The following is a 16,063-nucleotide window of genomic DNA, read 5'->3' as shown; positions in this document are numbered from 1 at the left end:
CAAGTACACACGAGCGTGCGCCACGACACTGCGCGTTTCGCCACGTTTCGACGACTGAGTGCAAGCGCCTCAAAACCCTTCGGTGAAACTCGTTAAGCACATATCGATGACATGTGCGAGGTTGGCAAGGCCTGCCAGGCCCGCGCGCGCCGCATTGCGATCAACTGTCCGTTGGCGACAGGTGAAGACCGGCCCGCAGGCCGGCATCACGGCCGGACGGCCGGCGTCTCGACAAGCAGGCCGCGGGCTCGCTCCGTCAGATGGAGCTCCAGGTCAACGAGTTCCGGCGCGCCGAAGGCGAAGGGCTCGGCCCTCACCCCGATCATGCAGTTGCGCAAGCGCCGCTGCAACGAACCGACCGCCTGCCACTCCAATCGGTAGAGCGGATAGCCGGTCGGATGCGCCTGCGGAATGACACTCCCGCCAAGCCGTTTGCCCCAATTATCGTCGTGGCAGGAGGCGCAGGAGAGGTCGAGCTGGCCGATACGGCTCTGGAACAGACGCCGGCCGTTGTCGCGAAACGGCGCCAGCCGGGCGTCGGTCGCCGGTGTGATTGGTATGCCGCGCGACTGATGCGTCACATAGGCTGTCAGGGCGAGCAACGCGTCAGATTCCGGCACTAGCGGCTCGGCCTGCTGGCGCTCCTCGCGGCAGGAATTGATGCGCCCGGCAAGGTCGATCGGCCGTCCTGTCGCCTCGTCAAAAGCGGGGTAGCGCGTGGCAACGCCGCGCATCGTCTGACTGGCATCGCCATGGCAGCCGGCGCAGGCGACATCCGCCCTACCCTCCGGCTGCTGCCAGAGCTGCTCGCCCTGCAGCACCCACAGCATACCGGGGTTGCTCATGTCGTCGGCTTGCAGCGCCTGCGTCTCCGGCGTCATGAAGTCGAATCCGGAGCGCTTCGCGCTGTCTTCGATGCTGGCAGCGATGGCCATGCTGCAGACGACCGCCGCGATGATCCCCACCAGGCCCCAGAGGGCACGCATCAGCCCACCGTGATTTCGGCCGATGCCGTTTGAGTCTTTCCGGCATCGTCCGTCCAGGTGAAGTCGATCGTGCCGCTCGTCGTGGCAACAAGGGTGAAGGCAATGAACGGATTGGCCGACACCGCTGGAAAGAGATCGGCCGAAAACACCTCCTCCCCATTGTAGGTGCAAGCGAAGCGGCGGATGATGTGGCGGGGGATGTTGGAGCCGTTCGGGCCGATACGGTAGCCGGTTTCCATCGGGTGGGCGATCATCGCTCGGACCTCGACGACCTCGCCCTGCCTGGCCGCTTTCGGCACGTTGACCAGCGCACGCGCCATTATGAAAGATCCTCGATACAGGCGGCCAGCGTGACGATCGCGCTTGCACGGCTCGACCAGAAGCTGCCGTCACTCATCTCAGCGACCGCGACCACCACCTGGGAGGTCGCGAGCCGGATCCGCGTCGAGACGGTGGCGCGGCCCGAGCGCGGCCCGAGACGGAAAACCGCGACATTTGCCTCCGGGTTCTTCTCGTTGAAGACCGCGATGCGCCGGACATGATCGTCCGCGGTCATCGGGCTCTCGGCGGCGACCGTGATCCCGACCGCGTTGCCGTTTTCGACCAGAGACGGCAGGTCGAGCCGGACGCGGCCGTCGAGAACGTCGGCTCCCCCGGTGAAGGTACGGATCGCTTCATCGAGGCTCGGACGGGCAACGGCCCAGCGCGGCAGGCTGATCACCAGTAGGCCGGTCATGCCGGCCCGAAGAAACTGCCGCCGTCCGACCAAGCCTCCATGAATTCGAAGCGGGTCTTCGCGCATAATCATCCCTTTAGCGTCGTGAGATAGGCGACGATATCCTCGATGTCCTCGCCGGTCAGGATCGGCTTGCTACGCCAGGCGGTGGCGACGCGCCGGCCTTCCTCTTCCGCGACCCGGTAGTAGGAAGGCATGATCGTATTCGGCGCGAGCCGCTTCATGTCGACCACGCGCAACCGGATCTGGCCTTCCGAAAGCCTTGCCCCGACGCCGGTCAGGTCGGGCGCCAGCGTGCCATGCAGATGCGCATCGGGGAACGGCCCGCTGTGGCAGAGCGTGCAGAGGCTGCGCTGCCGGTCCGAGATCAGCGCGGCGCCGCGCGCCGGATCACCCCTGCCGCCGACCAGAGGCTGCATGATCGCATCGCCGGTCACGACGTAAGATCCCGCCTCCTCGCCGGCACCGGGCGAGGCCGCAAGCAGCAATCCCGCAACAGCGACGCAAGCCGTCCTCATCATCCGAACACTTCGCTGGTGATCGTCCGGAACCAGTCCTCCGCATAGGCCGCTTCCAGTTCGCGGACAGAGGACGGTGCTTCGAGCGGGCTGGTGCCGCCCGCACCCTCCACCTCGGCAAGCAGGCCGTCGCGCGGCTGGTAGACGCCTGCGATCGAAATACCGTAGCCGGGCGCGACCAGGCTGTAGCAGGTGTTGATGAGCTTCGGCTGCACCGGCTGCCGCTCCCTGACCAGCGCGGCGACCGCCGCAGCGCAGGCTTTTGCCTGGGCGTTGGCGCTGAAGGCGGATTTCGGCATCGCCCCGCCGATCGCCGCGTCGCCGACGACGTGGATCGCCGGCTGCAGACGGGACTCGAAGGTGACCGGGTCGATCGGGCACCAGCCCGTCTGATCGGCGACACCGGCCGACTGAGCGATCCTGCCCGCGCGCTGCGGCGGGATCACGTTGGCGACATTGGCCTTATGGCTGCCGAACTCGGTGACCAGCGTCCTTGTCGTCTGGTCGACTTCCGTCACCCTGCCGCCCGAGGACAGCGGCACCCATTCGATCAGGCCGGGATAGAGCTCTCGCCACGCCGCTTCGAACAGGCGCTGCTTCGAAAAGGCGTCCTTGGCGTCGAGGATGATCAGCTTGGAGCGTGGCTTACTGGTCTTGAGGTAATGCGCGATCAGGCTTGCCCGCTCGTAGGGGCCGGGCGGGCAGCGGAATGGATTGGCAGGCGCGGAGAGGATGACCACCCCACCGTCCGGCATCGCCGCGAGCTGGTCGCGCAGCAGCAGCGTCTGCGGACCCGCCTTCCAGGCATGCGGCATGATCTCTGCTGCCGTCTCGTCGTAGCCCGGCAATGCGTCGAAGCGCAGGTCGACGCCAGGTGCCAGCACCAGCCTGACGTAGCCGATGTCAGTACCGTCCTCCAGCCGAACACGCCGGCGCTCGGCATCGACGGAGACAGCGCGCTTGCGGATGAGGCCGATGTCGTCGAACCGGTCATAACCGAAGGTCTGCGCCTCGATGCCGCGCAGCCCTGCAAGCACGGCATTGCTGAACGGGCAGGCCAGATAGGCTGTCTCCGGCTCGATCAGCGTCACCGCAAGGTCGCGATCCAGCTGCTTCAGTGCGCGGGCGCAGCTTGCCCCGGCAAAGCCGCCGCCGACCACGACCACTTGGGGCTGCGCCTGTGCGCGTACCTGCGGCGCGGCAAGGACGGCCGCGGCGACGCTGGCTGCCGCGCCGCCGATCAAGGCTCTACGGCTGGGCATGGCGAGCCGCCTCCGGTCTGGCGAGCCATTGGGCGATGGCACGCGTCTCTTCCTCGGTAAACCCCCTGGCTATTCGGTCCATGACTGTCGCCTTGCGCTCACCGGAACGGAAGGCTTGCATCTGGGCGACGATGTCTTCCGCCGCGTGGCCGTCGAGCGAGGGGATGGCTGAGCCGAGCGCCGCCGGCCCGTGACAGCCGGTGCACGCGGTCGCACCGGGCGCCGCGTCGGCCCATGCCGGCGCGCTGGCCGCAAGCGCCGCAAGCAGGATGGGCACCGCAAACAGAACGGGCGCAAACAATCGTCCGCCGCGCCTGTTCTTCGCGCGCCTCATGTCATGCGAGGTCATGGTTCTTCAGCGGCAGCGTGCGGATGCGCTTTCCGGTGGCGGCGAAGATCGCATTGAGGACGGCCGGCGCGGCGACCGCGATGGTCGGCTCGCCGACGCCGCCCCAGAAGCCGCCGGACGGCAGGATGATCGTCTCCACATCAGGCATTTCGGCCATGCGCATGACCTCGTAGCTGTCGAAGTTCTCCTGCTCCATGCGGCCGCCATTGACGGTGCATTCGCCGTAGATGCAGGCGGAAAGGCCATAGACGAAGGAGCCCTCGACCTGCCGCTCAACTTGTGCGGGGTTGACGACATGGCCCGGATCGGTGGCCGCCACGATACGATGGATCCTGAGCTGCCCATCGGCGACCGAAACCTCCGCTGCCGCCGCCACATAACTGCCGAAGCCCATGATCTGCGCCAGTCCGCGGTGAATGCCGGCCGCGGGCGGGGTGTGCCAGCCGATCCGTTCGGCAACCGCCTCCAGCACTGCGAGGTGTTTCGGATGCTTGGCCATAAGCTTGCGGCGGAAGGCGAGCGGGTCGACGCCGGCCGCATGGGCGAGTTCGTCCATGAAACACTCGACGTAGAGCGCATTCTGGTTGAGGTTCACGCCACGCCAGAAGCCTGGCGGGATCGGCGGGTTGCGCATGGCATGGTCGATCCGCAGATTGTCGACCGTGTAGCCCAATGTGCCTTCCGTGCCACTGAGGACGAGGCCCTGGAAGACGACCGGGTCCATGCCGTTCTGCATGCCTTCCGGCCGCACCGCCGCAAGGATCGACTGGCCGGATATACGCATGTGCAGAGCGGTCAGGTTGCCGTCCGCGTCGAGCGCGCCCGTCAGTCGGCACCGCGTGGTCGGGTGATAGGCACCGTGCAGCATGTCCTCTTCACGCGACCAGATGAGCTTTACGGGTGCTCCCGGCACCTGCTTGGCGATGCTGACCGCTTGGCGCACATAGTCCTGGAAGTTGCCGCGCCGGCCGAAGCCGCCGCCGAGATGGATCTTGTGTACCTCGCATTGCTGCACCGGCAGGCCGGCGGCTTCGGCCGCTGCGGCAAGGCTCGCTTCGCCATTCTGGGTCGGCACCCAAACCTCGCAGCGCTCCGGCGTATAGAGCGCCGTGGCGTTCATCGGCTCCATGGTTGCGTGGTTCTGATAGGGATAGGCATAAGTCGCCGTGACCGTCCGGTTGGCCGCGGACAGGGTGGCACCCGCGTCACCTTGCTCGGCACCGATGAAGGCGTCATTTGCGCCGAGACCTTCGTCGAGCATCGCCGCGATCGAGGCGCTGGTGACCTGCCTGTTGGGACCTTCGTCCCAGACGACCGGCAAGGCATCGAGAGCGGTCTTCGCCCGCCACCACGTGTCGGCGACAACCGCAACAGCGGTTTCGTCGACCTGAACGACGGTGCGCACGCCGGGCATTTCAGCCACCGCCGCCGCGTCGAAGCTCTGCACCTTGCCACCGAAATACGGGCAGGCCCGGATCGCCGCGTTGAGCATGTTCGGCAGCTTGAGATCGGCGCCGTAAATCTGGCTGCCGTTGAGCTTGTCGGCCGTATCGAGCCGCGGCAGCGGCTTGCCGGCTATGGTCCAATCCTTCGGGTCCTTCAGCGTGACGTTGGCGGGCGGCGTCATCCGCGCGGCGGCGGCGGCCAACTGTCCATAAAAGGTGGCGCGATCCGATGCTGCATGCGTGACAATGCCCATCCTTGCGGTGCATTCGCTGGCCGGCACTCCCCATTCGGCGGCCGCAGCGGCAATCAGCATCTCACGCGCAATGGCGCCACCAATACGCACATATTCGTGCGATTCGCGGATGCCGCGGCTGCCACCAGTCGAGAAATTGCCCCACACGCGGTCGCGCGCGAGGTTTTGGGCCGGCGACGGATATTCGGTCGTGACCTTCGACCAGTCGCAATTCAGCTCCTCGGCGACGAGTTGCGCCAGACCTGTCAGCGTCCCCTGCCCCATCTCGGAGCGGGCGATGCGGATGACCACCGTGTCGTCGGGCCTGATCACCACCCAGGCATTGATCTCCGGCGCGGTCTCGGCGCCCTCGGCAAGTGCAGGCTTGATGAACGGCACGTTGAACCCGAGGGACATGCCGCCAGCCGTGGAGGCCACGCCGATGATGAAGCTGCGGCGGGAGATGGAAATTATGGCGTTCATGACTGTTCTCCTCAACCGCGTTGCGTGGCTTCGCCGCCATTGGCGGCCAGCTTGATGGCGGCACGGACCCGGTTGTAGGTGCCGCAGCGGCAGATGTTGGTGATCTCGGTATTGATGTCCTCGTCCGTGGGGTTCGGGTTCTGCATGAGCAGACCAGCCACAGCCATGATCATGCCGGCCTGGCAATAACCGCACTGCGGCACATCGAGCGCCAGCCACGCCTGCTGGACTGGATGCGAACTGTCCGGCGAAAGCCCCTCGATAGTGGTGATCTGCTGATCCGGCCCGACCGCGCTCACCGGAAGCACGCAGGAGCGCGTGGCGGCGCCGTCAATATGGACGGTGCAGGCTCCGCAGGCGGCAACCCCGCAACCGTACTTCGTCCCGGTAAGTCCGACTTGTTCGCGGATCACCCATAGCAGCGGCGTGTCTGGGTCGACCTCGACGTCACGTGGCGTGCCGTTGACGATCAATGTGGCCATTGTGCAATCCTTTCGATCAAAGGCTGGCGAGGACCACCGTCCGGATGCCGCCTGGCGTGGCCCGGCGGCAGAGACCGGAAATCCCGGCTAGCGACGAGGCCAAGTTAGCCAGGACCTGTCGCAGAACCTTGTCCCGGTGACCGGCAGTTCATCGCAAGCTGTCGCAGGCGAAGCGTTCTGATACACTTCGTTACACTTCTCACGGTTTGTTGATGCCGTGCGAGATTGCCGCCATAGTGCGGAAGGTGATCATCCGTGTAGACGCAAACTAGATATCGTCGATACTGGCCGACTATTTGGCGGCGGCTTTGGAGCATTGCATGGAAGTGGCGCAGCACATCGCGGTCGTCGACGACCACAGGGACATCCGCGACCTCGTCGGGAAATACCTCACCCAGCAGGGTTATCGCGTCAGCGTCGCCGACAGCACCGCCGCGCTCAAGCGGCTGCTCGACCGCAGCCTGCCCGATCTCATCGTTCTCGACGTCATGATGCCCGGAGAGGACGGCATCGCCGCCTGCCGGCACGTGCGCGGGACGGTCGACGTTCCGATCATCTTCCTCACCGCCATGGCCGAGGAGATCGACCGGATCGTGGGCCTCGAGATCGGGGCCGACGACTACCTGACCAAGCCGTTCAATCCGCGGGAACTGCTGGCGCGGATCAAGGCTGTGCTCAGGCGCGTCCACAGTCTGCCGCCGCAGCGCGGCCGTCTCAAGTCGAACGCACTTCGGTTCGACCGCTGGACGCTGAATGTCGGCCGCCGCGAGCTGGTCGGTCTCGACGGCGTGGCCGTCGCGCTCAGCACGGCTGAATTCCGCCTTCTCACCGCCTTCATCGAGCATGTCGGGATCGTGCTTAGCCGGGATCAGCTGCTCGACCTCACGGTCGGGCGCACCGCCGACGGTTTCGACCGAGCCGTCGATAACCAGGTGAGCCGGCTGCGTAAGAAGATCGAGGCGGATCCGAAGAGTCCGATGCTGATCAAGACGCACTGGGGCGGCGGCTACTGCTTCACAGCCGAGGTGGCCCAGGCATGATGCTGTTGTGGAGACGCAGCCTGGCGGCCCGCTTCCTCATGCTGGTGCTTCTGGCGCTCGCCCTGTCGCAGGCGATCACGTTCCTGATTTCGTGGGACGAGCGCGGCCAGGCCCTGCACGCGGCGGCCAAGGGCGAGTTCGTCAGCCGCACGTCCTCGCTGGCACTTCTGCTGGACACGACACCGCCCTCGCTTCGGCCCGACATCCTCAACGTCAGCGGCACGGCCTATACGCGTTTCTGGACCTCGGATGACGGACCGAGCAATCCCCTCGCCTGGCAACAGGAGGCATTTACCCAGCTCGCCAAGCCGCTGCCCGGGATTGCCGGCAAATATGCCGCCTACATGAACGGACAGGCTTCGAACGCAGTCGATGCCGCCGATCCTTCCGTGCCGCCGCGCATGTTGGATTTGTCCGGCAGTGGCAGGCCCTTCTCGCGGCCGGCCAAGTTTCTTTATATGGACGCCGCCCCAAACGGCATGGGCCTTTCGGTTCGCCTCGACGACAGCACCTGGCTGAATGCCGCCTATGCCAAGGCAATGCCGAACGCCTTCTGGACAACGCAATCGGCGATATCGCTGGCGCTCACCGCGCTCATCCTGTCCGCCATCGCGATTTTCGGGGCGCAGGCAATCGCGCGTCCGCTGCGACGGCTCGCCAATGCCGCCGAACTGTTCGGCCGTGGCGAGGCCGTGCCGCGGCTGCCGGAATCAGGACCCGACGACATCCGCCAGACCGCCGAGGCTTTCAACCGCATGCAGGAGCGCCTGCAGCGCTTCGTCGAGGACCGCACGCGGATGCTTGCGGCGATCAGCCATGATTTGCGCACGCCGCTGACCTCGCTTCGGCTGCGCGCGGAGTTTGTCCAGGATCACGAACTCCAGGAAAAGATGCTGAAGACCATCGAGGAAATCCAGACGATGACGGAAGCGGCGTTGGCCTTCGCGCGCGAGGACGCCGCGGTAGAGGCGACGCGCACCGTCGACCTTTCAGCACTGGTCGGCAGCCTCTGCGACGATCTCGCGGAGCTGGGCCAAAACGTCACCGTCAATGACGGGCCCAAGGTGCTGTATCGCTGCCGGCCGGACTCGCTGCGCCGGGCAATCCGCAACCTCGTCGAAAATGCCGTCCGCTACGGTGAGCAGGCCAAGGTGAGCCTGGTCAGGAGTGCCGATAGCCTGGACATCGTAGTCGAGGATGCCGGACCCGGCATTCCGCAAGGCGATATGGAACAGGTGTTCGCCCCTTTCTTCCGCCTGGAGCAGTCGCGCAACCGGGAGACCGGCGGCGTCGGGCTCGGTCTGTCAATCGCCCGCGCCATCGCCCGCCACCACGGCGGCGACATCGTGCTGGAGAACCGGAGCGAGGGCCTTCGCGCGATTATCAGGCTGCCGCTGATCGACATGGCCAAGCAGCTTGCCCCGGCGCCCACGCCTGAGGCGAAACCTCCGACTGGACTGCGATCCCGAAACCGTCCCGCGATCGGAACTCCCGCGCTGCCGCGCCACAATTAGATCATCGCCGTCGCAGCGAAGGACAAGTCACGACCTACATCCACCCCGCACCTTCTCGACCCAGCCGCCGCTCTCGCAGGTGAGCGGTTGGTCTCCTGCCGGAAGCCTCCGGCCACCAGCGAAGCCTCCCGAACGCAAAGGTCATCCGATGAACCATTCACAAGCCACGACACGCACCCACGTTTCCGCCGGAGTTGCGGCCGCGTCCCTGCGGACGTCTGTCACCCGAGCGCGTAGGTCGCTGGCTGCGCTCTTGGCTGCCGCCGGCTTGCTGTTGCCGGGCGCCGCTTCCGCGCAGCAGGCCGACGGCGAGCGGCTGTTCCGGCAGCGCTGCGGGACCTGCCACAGCTTGGAGCCCGGCCAGAACAGAACCGGTCCGCATCTGTCGGGCGTCATCGGCCGCAAGGCCGGCAGCGTCGATGGCGCCCGCTATTCGGCCGCGCTGCGGGAGTCTGATATCGTCTGGGAAGGCGGTACCCTTGATACCTTCCTCGCAGCGCCACGCCGGAGGGTTCCGGGCACGTCGATGACAGTGGGCGTTCCCAACGCCGCCCAGCGCGCCGCGATCATCGGCTATCTGGAAGGTGCGGTCGCGCAATAGTGTCCGCTGATGAAGCCAAAGTTGCGTGCCTAGCTCTGTTCAATCGACCCCGCCCGGAGGCGTTTTGTCGGGAGCTTGCCCGTCGACGATGAAGTCACCGCGAGCACGGTGCGTCTCCACATGTCGCCAAGAAAATATCCTAGGCGCTCACATTTTCGTCAGGTGATGTCGTCTGAACGATCGCCCTCGGCGGCGACCCGCTTCTCGACCATCGCTCGTAAAGCATCATTAATACGGTCCTGCCAGCCCGGTCCGTCCCCCTGGAAATAATCCAGGACGGCTCGATCAATCCTGATCGAAACAAGCTCTCTGACACTTGGAGCAGCTGCGGCTTCGCGAACCGGTCGGGCCGGCTTCTTGACTGGCTTGAAGGCGGCTTCGGCGGCAGCCATTGGATTTGTCGGTCGGCGCGGAGGATTTGCCATTGATGGTCCTGACTGGAGATAACGGCTGGGAGGAGACATGCAACGCAATGCGCATCGGAATGCCTCCGCCCACTGCCCGGAACAGTAATTAGAATATCGACGCGAGAGGTGATAGTCTCACCCTGGATCCTCGGGAGGAGGAAATGCGCGCCATTGCATTGTTTGCCGGCGTGTTGGTGGCTACGCCCTCGATGGCGGCGGAGCAACTGATCTTTTACACCGCCAGTTTTCCAGATGCCACCTCGGTTCAGCTCAGCGTCATGGACAACAGTGTCTCGCCATATGGGGATTATGACTTTGATGTCGCTATTGGCCTGGTCGAGACGGACGCGAACGGCGTCATCAGGTATGAAGATACCGGCAGGCATCATGCACGCGTTCGCTGTAATTATCCCGCCTATGTGGGTGTGGGCGCGCGGAAGTATCCCATGGCTCTTCCTCTCAACCGCTCCGCACACGATGACTGGAAAGAAAGCCTCTGGATGACATTTTGTGCGGTCCCCTCGTCTTGATACCCGCGATGTGAGGTCACCGGATCGTCCGATCTCCAACCAACGACAGCGGCTTATCCCCTTGATGTGGCCGACCAGGTCTTGGCCTGATCGCCGTTGTGACGGGTCGCTGCGCCTGGGTTTGGCCGTAAAGCGTTCCGATCCGGATCCCGTTGTAGATAACTTTGTATCCCTAACCCCTGCATCGGCAGGAGATGGACGTCGACGGTTTCAGATCGGCCCGGAACGGTTGCAGCCCTCAGCGTTTGCCACTCAGGCGTCCTCCAATGCCGCGGCAGTTTGCAGGCGAGTTCGTCCGAAATGACGATGCGGGCGTCCGTAAGCTTGCACATCGCCTGAAGCCTGGCGGCGAGGTTCACCGAATCGCCGATAACGGTGTATTCGCTATGATGTTCTCTAGGTATGACGCCTCCGATCACGTGGCCGTAGTGAACGCCGATCGCGAAACTGAGGGGTTCCTCGCCGTGGCGCATCCTGATCTCGCTCCACACATCGAGAAAGTTGGACAGCTCGACCGCGCATTCAAAAGCTCGGAGAGCGGCGGTCGAGAGCGGCAAGGGAAAGCCGAATACAGCCATGACGCCATCGCCGATGAATTTGTCCACGACCCCATCACATCCCGATACGGCCTGCGTCACCCGCCGCCTGTATTCGGTGAGCAGGGATGCTATCTCCTCCAGCGGCATCGTCTCGGACAGGCTCGTGAAGCCTCGGATATCGACGAACAGTATCGCCGCCTCCTGGCGGCGAAGACCGAGATTCGCACCCTCGGTTGCCAAGCGCTCAGCCGTCTCGGGAGCAAAGAAGCGGGCCAAGTTCGCCCGCTCGCTCGAACTTGCGACCGCTTCCTGCACCAGCCGCCGGATGTCCAATACCAGAACGAGCTGGATCGCCGCGACGACGGTGAAAGCCGCAAGCCGAACGCCCGATGCCTGAATTTCTTCCGAAGAGAGGCGAAAGACCGCCCCAAAGCCGTCCTCCCAAACCGGCATCAGGACAACTGCCGAGGAGCCGAGAATGACGATCAGCGCAAAGGCGGCAACCGGCCCCGCACGCATGCGCATGCTCGCGTGCGAAAGAAACACGAACGCGATCACGAGGCTTGGTGTTGCCAGCGCATCGACCAAGGAAGAAGCGGGGTCAAGGAGGTGTTCGGCGGTCAAGTAAATGACGAGCGACGCGTCTACTGCAACATAAACCCAATTCAGCCATGGGCGGAACAATTGGGATATCACCAGGCCTACAGCTACAAAGGTGATCGCGGCATAGGCGCTCAGCAGAATAAGGTGGATCTCGTGATTAACGATATCCGGTTCAAGCGCAACAGAGAGCGCGAACACGAACAACGCCACGAACCGCCAAAGCGCGGTGCGCAGCTCATTGCGCTGCTCGACCTCCGAAATGAGAATATCGATCTCGGTAAGAGCCCTATTGCTGAATGTCATCAGTGCTCAACTCGGTTCGCTAGGCGAAGCAATCGGCGGGACCGCGTCATTGGTTTCGAGGACAACAAGGGTCATCGATCGTCCCTACGGAACGATCGTGTCGCAGTCGACAGTGCGGCATCGGATATTAGCGGCCACTCGCGAGGGCGGGCCGACGTTTTCCGACGGCCCGCTATCCACGCAACTGGCCTATTTGATTTCCGTGACCGTGATGCGCCCGTTCACGCGATCAGCCGTGAACTCGATCGCTTGACCCGCCTTGACCTTCTCTAGCATGCCTTGATCCGCGACGACGAACACCATCGTCATCGCGGGCATGTCGAGATTGGTCAGCGGCTCATGCTTGATCGTCAGCTTCTTCTGTTTGGCGTCGACCTTGATGACTTCGCCCTTCACGTATTCCTGCGCAAGCGCGCTCCCGCCGATGGCGAGCACGAGCGCGAGTGCCGAGAATGTCTTTATCAATAGTGTCATGATCAGCTTCCTTTGCGGTTAGCAGTCAGTTGGCGACGGTGATGTCGCCCTTCATGCCGGAATCGTAGTGGCCAGGGACCAGGCAGGCGAAGCCGAATTCGCCGGCATTGGCGAACGTCCAGATGATCTCGCCTCTAGCGCCGGGCGCCAGCCGGATCGCGTTGGGATCGGCGTGCTCCATCTCGGGGAATTTCTCCATCAGCGCCTTGTGCTCCATGATCCCGTCGTGGACATCCATGACGAACTCGTGATCGATTTGGCCCTTGTTGATGAATTTCAGGCGAACGGTCTCGCCCTTCTTCACCTTGAGGACGGCCGGCTGGAACAACATTTTTCCGTCGTCTTTCTCCGACATCGAAATGTTGATGGTCCGCTTTGCCTTGCCAGCCTCGCCAGGGCTGCCGATCGGCATTTTGGCGGCTTTGTCGCCATGGCCTCCGGAATGGGTTCCACCGGCAAGAGCTGCTCCCGAACTGACCGCCATCAAAACGGCCGCTGCGATTATACGTTTCATGCTGCACTTTCTCTCATTGTTGTGGTTGAGGGGTTTCCGTTTCTCATCCCTGTTTGCCGTGACCGCCGTGCGCTGCCGGGGCCATCGTTTTTGCGTCGCCTGATTTCGTCGGAGCGGGGACATCCCCCTTCCATTCGTAAGCCACGGTTCCCTCCGGATGCTGGTACCATCCCGGATCGGCGTAATCGTTCGAGGCCAGGCCCTCGCGAACCTTCACGACCGAGAACATCCCGCCCATCTCGATGGCGCCGAACTGGCCCCAGCCGCTCATCATTGGTATCGTGTTGTCGGGAAGCGGCATCTCCATCTCGCCCATGTCGGCCATGCCGCGGTCACCCATGGCCATGTATTCGGGCTGGACACGGCGGATTTTGTCGGTGACTTTCGAGTTGTCGACGCCGATGAACGTGGGCACGTCGTGGCCCATAGCGTTCATTGTGTGGTGCGACTTATGGCAATGGATTGCCCAGTCGCCCTCGTATTTTGCTTCGAACTCATAGGCCCGCATGGCGCCGACGGGAATGTCGATCGACACTTCCGGCCACCGCGCCTCCGGCCGGACCCAGCCGCCATCGGTGCAGGTCACCTCGAAGTCGTAGCCATGCATGTGGATCGGATGATTGGTCATGGTCAGGTTGCCCACGCGAACCCTGACGCGGTCGTTTTTCGCCACTGGAAGATGACTGATCCCCGGAAAGACGCGGCTATTCCAACCCCAGAGATTGAAATCCGTCATCTCCATGATGCGCGGGACGTATGACCCCGGTTCGATATCGAAGGCGTTCAGCAGGAACACGAAATCGCGGTCCACGCGCATGAATTTCGGGTCTTTGGGATGAATGACGAAAAAGCCCATCATGCCCATCGCCATCTGGACCATTTCGTCGGCGTGCGGGTGGTACATGAATGTACCGCTCTTCACGAGGTCGAACTCGTAGACGAAAGTCTTGCCGGGCGGGATTCCGGGCTGGGTAAGACCGGTCACGCCGTCCATGCCGTTGGGCAGGATCATGCCGTGCCAATGGATCGTCGTGTGCTCCGGCAGCTTGTTTGTTACAAAGATGCGGACTCGATCGCCCTCAACCGCCTCTATGGTCGGGCCGGGAGATTGACCGTTGTAGCCCCAGAGATAGGCAGTCATGCCGGGCGACATCTCGCGCTCGACCGGCTCGGCCACGAGGTGGAATTCCTTCACGCCGTTGTTCATGCGATGCGGAAGTGTCCAGCCGTTGAGCGTCACGACCGGCTGGTAGTCCGGTCCGCTCGTCGGGAAGATCGGAGGCTGCATATCAGGGGACTCCATGATTGGAGCGTCGGGCAGCCCCATCGCGGACGTTTTGGTCCATGCAGTGGCGCCGGCGAGCAGGGCTCCCGCGCCTAACAACTGACGTCTTGAAAGCATTTTCTTCTCCTTGAGATCAGTGGCCTTCGGCGCCTGCTTCGGCGGCGGCCGGTGCGTCGCCGCCCCCGGACGAACTCGCGCCACCGCCGTGGATGGCGGTTCCGAGATTGACGTCGGCCAGCCAGAAATTGCGCTTGGCGTTGAGGGAAAGCATGATCGAGCTGATTTTCGCGCGTGTGTCCGCCAGCAACTCGAACGTGTTGGTGATCATGCCGTTGTAGGTGAGGACCGACTCCGCCTCGATCTTTGTTCGCAGCGGCACAACATTGTTCCGATAGTGCCGGGCAATGTCGTAGGTCGAACGGTAGGCGTCATAGGCGGATCTGGCCTCCGACCGGATGTTGACCGCCTTTTCCGCGAGCCGGTTTGCGGCTTGCATGTAGGCAAGTTCGGCCTTGCGCATGCGTGCCTTGCCGGTATCGAAGATCGGAATGACGAACTCGAGCTCCAGGGTGGGCGAGACACTCGTCTCCGTTCCGCCCTCCTCCGACTCCTCGCGTTCCACCTCCACGCCGGAAAGTAGCTCCAGGTCGCTGACGTAGCGCGTCGCCTCTGTCAGACCATAGGACTTCGCCAGCGCTTCCAGCTCAAGTTTCGCGATCTCGAGGTCGACGCGATTTTTTAGCGCCTCGGCCTCGATCGCGCGTTTGGTCTTGGCCCCCTTGGGCAGGGCTGGAAGCACGTTGGGGACCGAGTAATCGACGTCCGGTCCCCATAGACCCATCAGCCGGGTGAGCTCTTCCTTGGCAGCCCGCGCAGCGAGCCGCGCTTCCGCCGCCTGACCGGTGATCTCGGCATAAAAGACGTGTTCGCGGGCTTGGCCGGTCTTTGTGAAAGCGCCCGTATCGCCAAGTTTTTGAGCGAGTTCGGAGGCAGCGTCGGCTGCGGCCTGCGCCTTGTTCAGATAGGAAACGCTCTCCCAAGCCGAGACAACGTTGATCCAGGCCCGCCGCGTGTCCGCGGCCAGCCGTAGCGTTTCTTCGGCGGCGCGGAGCTGGGCCTGACGGAAACGTGCATCCGCGACTGCGACGCGCCGCTTGTGGGTCGCCATCGCAAGGATGTTGCTGACCACCGCTCCTTCGATCGTCCGCACGGGATCGACGCCGATCATGCCGACGGAGATCGTTGGATTGACGAGCATCGTCTCCTGCCACATGTCGGCCGCCGACAGGCCGATCTCGGCATAGGCGGCCTGTAGGCCCTTGTTGTTGAGCAAGGCGACCTGCACCGCGATGTCCGGGCCGATTGTCCTCTTCTGGACAAGGCGCTTCACGCGCTCTGAGACCGTTCGTGCTTCCTCGCTGGATTGCACCCACACCGTTTGATTGCCGGTCACGGATTCGGCACGCGCCGCGACTGTCGTGAAGCCGGCCATCGGGGCTGACATGCCATCAAGATCGCCGCTGGTCGTGCATCCGGCTGCGATCAGCGGGATGGTCACCATCGCAGCTATGGTCATGAACCGGCGCGTCATGATCCGGCTCCCGGGTTCGCGGGAGAACGTTCTTGATTGAGACGCCGCCAATCCTGCGGATCGACTGGCTCCCGGTGGCGATAGTCGGCGACGACCGGGTGGTAGTGCACATCACGGACGCCCATTGCGGGATCGGCCGGGTTGAAGGCAGGTAGGATGTCCGGTGGC

Annotated in this window: 18 protein-coding genes; 4 read left to right on the top strand and 14 right to left on the bottom strand. The window is 63.7% G+C overall.

Translation table 11 applies throughout. From position 1 onward, the window contains the following. Positions 1–206 precede the first annotated feature (206 nt). Genes soxA through NKH73_RS08080 form a run of 8 tightly spaced genes read right to left on the bottom strand, consistent with a single transcriptional unit; the run spans position 207 to position 6,494 of the window. On the bottom strand, positions 207–986 hold the full coding sequence (gene soxA, locus NKH73_RS08115; RefSeq protein WP_352930113.1) for a sulfur oxidation c-type cytochrome SoxA: 780 nt from the start codon (positions 984–986) through the stop codon (positions 207–209). Beyond that, complete coding sequence (gene soxZ, locus NKH73_RS08110) at positions 986–1,306, bottom strand: thiosulfate oxidation carrier complex protein SoxZ (protein WP_352930110.1); 321 nt, start codon at positions 1,304–1,306, stop codon at positions 986–988. The genes soxA and soxZ overlap by 1 nt, the downstream gene beginning before the upstream one ends. Then, positions 1,306–1,794 (bottom strand): SoxY-related AACIE arm protein, encoded by a 489-nt coding sequence (locus tag NKH73_RS08105; RefSeq protein WP_502893877.1) that lies wholly within the window; start codon positions 1,792–1,794, stop codon positions 1,306–1,308. The genes soxZ and NKH73_RS08105 overlap by 1 nt, the downstream gene beginning before the upstream one ends. Next, complete coding sequence (gene soxX, locus NKH73_RS08100; protein WP_352930104.1) at positions 1,791–2,243, bottom strand: sulfur oxidation c-type cytochrome SoxX; 453 nt, start codon at positions 2,241–2,243, stop codon at positions 1,791–1,793. Before soxX ends, NKH73_RS08105 begins: the two co-directional genes overlap by 4 nt. After that, a complete protein-coding gene (locus NKH73_RS08095) occupies positions 2,240–3,502 on the bottom strand; it encodes an FCSD flavin-binding domain-containing protein (protein WP_352930102.1) in 1,263 nt (420 codons plus the stop codon). The genes soxX and NKH73_RS08095 overlap by 4 nt, the downstream gene beginning before the upstream one ends. After that, complete coding sequence (locus NKH73_RS08090; protein ID WP_352930099.1) at positions 3,489–3,851, bottom strand: c-type cytochrome; 363 nt, start codon at positions 3,849–3,851, stop codon at positions 3,489–3,491. The genes NKH73_RS08095 and NKH73_RS08090 overlap by 14 nt, the downstream gene beginning before the upstream one ends. Further along, a complete protein-coding gene (locus NKH73_RS08085) occupies positions 3,838–6,012 on the bottom strand; it encodes a xanthine dehydrogenase family protein molybdopterin-binding subunit (protein ID WP_352930096.1) in 2,175 nt (724 codons plus the stop codon). Before NKH73_RS08085 ends, NKH73_RS08090 begins: the two co-directional genes overlap by 14 nt. Before the next feature lie 11 nt (positions 6,013–6,023). Beyond that, entirely contained in the window at positions 6,024–6,494 is a 471-nt protein-coding gene (locus NKH73_RS08080; RefSeq protein ID WP_128242258.1) for a (2Fe-2S)-binding protein, read from the bottom strand. 320 nt (positions 6,495–6,814) lie between these two features. On the opposite strand from NKH73_RS08080, the gene NKH73_RS08075 reads away from it, so the two are divergent. The 3 genes from NKH73_RS08075 to NKH73_RS08065 all read left to right on the top strand — a co-directional run bounded on the left by NKH73_RS08075 (position 6,815) and on the right by NKH73_RS08065 (position 9,649). Further along, positions 6,815–7,534, top strand: coding sequence for a response regulator (locus NKH73_RS08075; RefSeq protein ID WP_095485165.1), 720 nt, complete (start codon positions 6,815–6,817; stop codon positions 7,532–7,534). After that, positions 7,531–9,048, top strand: a complete 1,518-nt coding sequence (locus NKH73_RS08070) for an ATP-binding protein (RefSeq protein WP_352930091.1) — start codon at positions 7,531–7,533, stop codon at positions 9,046–9,048. Before NKH73_RS08075 ends, NKH73_RS08070 begins: the two co-directional genes overlap by 4 nt. Positions 9,049–9,196: 148 nt before the next feature. Then, positions 9,197–9,649 (top strand): c-type cytochrome, encoded by a 453-nt coding sequence (locus NKH73_RS08065; protein WP_352930088.1) that lies wholly within the window; start codon positions 9,197–9,199, stop codon positions 9,647–9,649. A gap of 158 nt (positions 9,650–9,807) precedes the next feature. Here the strand turns inward: NKH73_RS08065 and NKH73_RS08060 are convergent, their stop codons facing one another. Beyond that, entirely contained in the window at positions 9,808–10,074 is a 267-nt protein-coding gene (locus tag NKH73_RS08060) for a BrnA antitoxin family protein (protein ID WP_352930085.1), read from the bottom strand. A gap of 143 nt (positions 10,075–10,217) precedes the next feature. Between NKH73_RS08060 and NKH73_RS08055 the strand changes: the two genes are divergently transcribed. Then, positions 10,218–10,586: a hypothetical protein gene (locus tag NKH73_RS08055; protein ID WP_352930082.1), complete on the top strand. Its 369-nt coding sequence runs from the start codon at positions 10,218–10,220 to the stop codon at positions 10,584–10,586. A 53-nt stretch (positions 10,587–10,639) separates the two neighbouring features. Here the strand turns inward: NKH73_RS08055 and NKH73_RS08050 are convergent, their stop codons facing one another. The 5 genes from NKH73_RS08050 to NKH73_RS08030 all read right to left on the bottom strand — a co-directional run bounded on the left by NKH73_RS08050 (position 10,640) and on the right by NKH73_RS08030 (position 15,895). After that, positions 10,640–12,031: an adenylate/guanylate cyclase domain-containing protein gene (locus NKH73_RS08050; RefSeq protein WP_352930079.1), complete on the bottom strand. Its 1,392-nt coding sequence runs from the start codon at positions 12,029–12,031 to the stop codon at positions 10,640–10,642. A 189-nt stretch (positions 12,032–12,220) separates the two neighbouring features. After that, positions 12,221–12,505, bottom strand: a complete 285-nt coding sequence (locus tag NKH73_RS08045; protein ID WP_352930076.1) for a copper-binding protein — start codon at positions 12,503–12,505, stop codon at positions 12,221–12,223. A gap of 25 nt (positions 12,506–12,530) precedes the next feature. Beyond that, positions 12,531–13,019 (bottom strand): cupredoxin domain-containing protein, encoded by a 489-nt coding sequence (locus tag NKH73_RS08040; protein WP_352930073.1) that lies wholly within the window; start codon positions 13,017–13,019, stop codon positions 12,531–12,533. Between the two features lie 43 nt (positions 13,020–13,062). Next, positions 13,063–14,421 (bottom strand): multicopper oxidase family protein, encoded by a 1,359-nt coding sequence (locus NKH73_RS08035; RefSeq protein ID WP_352930070.1) that lies wholly within the window; start codon positions 14,419–14,421, stop codon positions 13,063–13,065. Positions 14,422–14,437: 16 nt separating this feature from the next. Further along, the gene (locus tag NKH73_RS08030; RefSeq protein ID WP_352930067.1) at positions 14,438–15,895 is read right to left on the bottom strand and encodes a TolC family protein; all 1,458 of its coding nucleotides are present in this window, start codon (positions 15,893–15,895) and stop codon (positions 14,438–14,440) included. Between the last annotated feature and the right edge of the window lie 168 nt (positions 15,896–16,063).

The organism is Mesorhizobium sp. M0938 (assembly GCF_040319125.1).
Taxonomy (GTDB): domain Bacteria; phylum Pseudomonadota; class Alphaproteobacteria; order Rhizobiales; family Rhizobiaceae; genus Mesorhizobium; species Mesorhizobium robiniae.
The sequence above is the reverse complement of the archived record's forward strand: the minus strand, read 5'-3'. Positions and strand labels throughout refer to the sequence as shown.

Bases quoted from the DNA above. Each gene is read 5' to 3' on its own strand.
- soxA (WP_352930113.1), bottom strand. From the start codon at position 986: ATGCGTGCCCTCTGGGGCCTGGTGGGGATCATCGCGGCGGTCGTCTGC.
- soxZ (WP_352930110.1), bottom strand. From the start codon at position 1,306: ATGGCGCGTGCGCTGGTCAACGTGCCGAAAGCGGCCAGGCAGGGCGAG.
- NKH73_RS08105 (WP_502893877.1), bottom strand. From the start codon at position 1,794: ATGATTATGCGCGAAGACCCGCTTCGAATTCATGGAGGCTTGGTCGGA.
- soxX (WP_352930104.1), bottom strand. From the start codon at position 2,243: ATGATGAGGACGGCTTGCGTCGCTGTTGCGGGATTGCTGCTTGCGGCC.
- NKH73_RS08095 (WP_352930102.1), bottom strand. From the start codon at position 3,502: ATGCCCAGCCGTAGAGCCTTGATCGGCGGCGCGGCAGCCAGCGTCGCC.
- NKH73_RS08090 (WP_352930099.1), bottom strand. From the start codon at position 3,851: ATGACCTCGCATGACATGAGGCGCGCGAAGAACAGGCGCGGCGGACGA.
- NKH73_RS08085 (WP_352930096.1), bottom strand. From the start codon at position 6,012: ATGAACGCCATAATTTCCATCTCCCGCCGCAGCTTCATCATCGGCGTG.
- NKH73_RS08080 (WP_128242258.1), bottom strand. From the start codon at position 6,494: ATGGCCACATTGATCGTCAACGGCACGCCACGTGACGTCGAGGTCGAC.
- NKH73_RS08075 (WP_095485165.1), top strand. From the start codon at position 6,815: ATGGAAGTGGCGCAGCACATCGCGGTCGTCGACGACCACAGGGACATC.
- NKH73_RS08070 (WP_352930091.1), top strand. From the start codon at position 7,531: ATGATGCTGTTGTGGAGACGCAGCCTGGCGGCCCGCTTCCTCATGCTG.
- NKH73_RS08065 (WP_352930088.1), top strand. From the start codon at position 9,197: ATGAACCATTCACAAGCCACGACACGCACCCACGTTTCCGCCGGAGTT.
- NKH73_RS08060 (WP_352930085.1), bottom strand. From the start codon at position 10,074: ATGGCAAATCCTCCGCGCCGACCGACAAATCCAATGGCTGCCGCCGAA.
- NKH73_RS08055 (WP_352930082.1), top strand. From the start codon at position 10,218: ATGCGCGCCATTGCATTGTTTGCCGGCGTGTTGGTGGCTACGCCCTCG.
- NKH73_RS08050 (WP_352930079.1), bottom strand. From the start codon at position 12,031: ATGACATTCAGCAATAGGGCTCTTACCGAGATCGATATTCTCATTTCG.
- NKH73_RS08045 (WP_352930076.1), bottom strand. From the start codon at position 12,505: ATGACACTATTGATAAAGACATTCTCGGCACTCGCGCTCGTGCTCGCC.
- NKH73_RS08040 (WP_352930073.1), bottom strand. From the start codon at position 13,019: ATGAAACGTATAATCGCAGCGGCCGTTTTGATGGCGGTCAGTTCGGGA.
- NKH73_RS08035 (WP_352930070.1), bottom strand. From the start codon at position 14,421: ATGCTTTCAAGACGTCAGTTGTTAGGCGCGGGAGCCCTGCTCGCCGGC.
- NKH73_RS08030 (WP_352930067.1), bottom strand. From the start codon at position 15,895: ATGACGCGCCGGTTCATGACCATAGCTGCGATGGTGACCATCCCGCTG.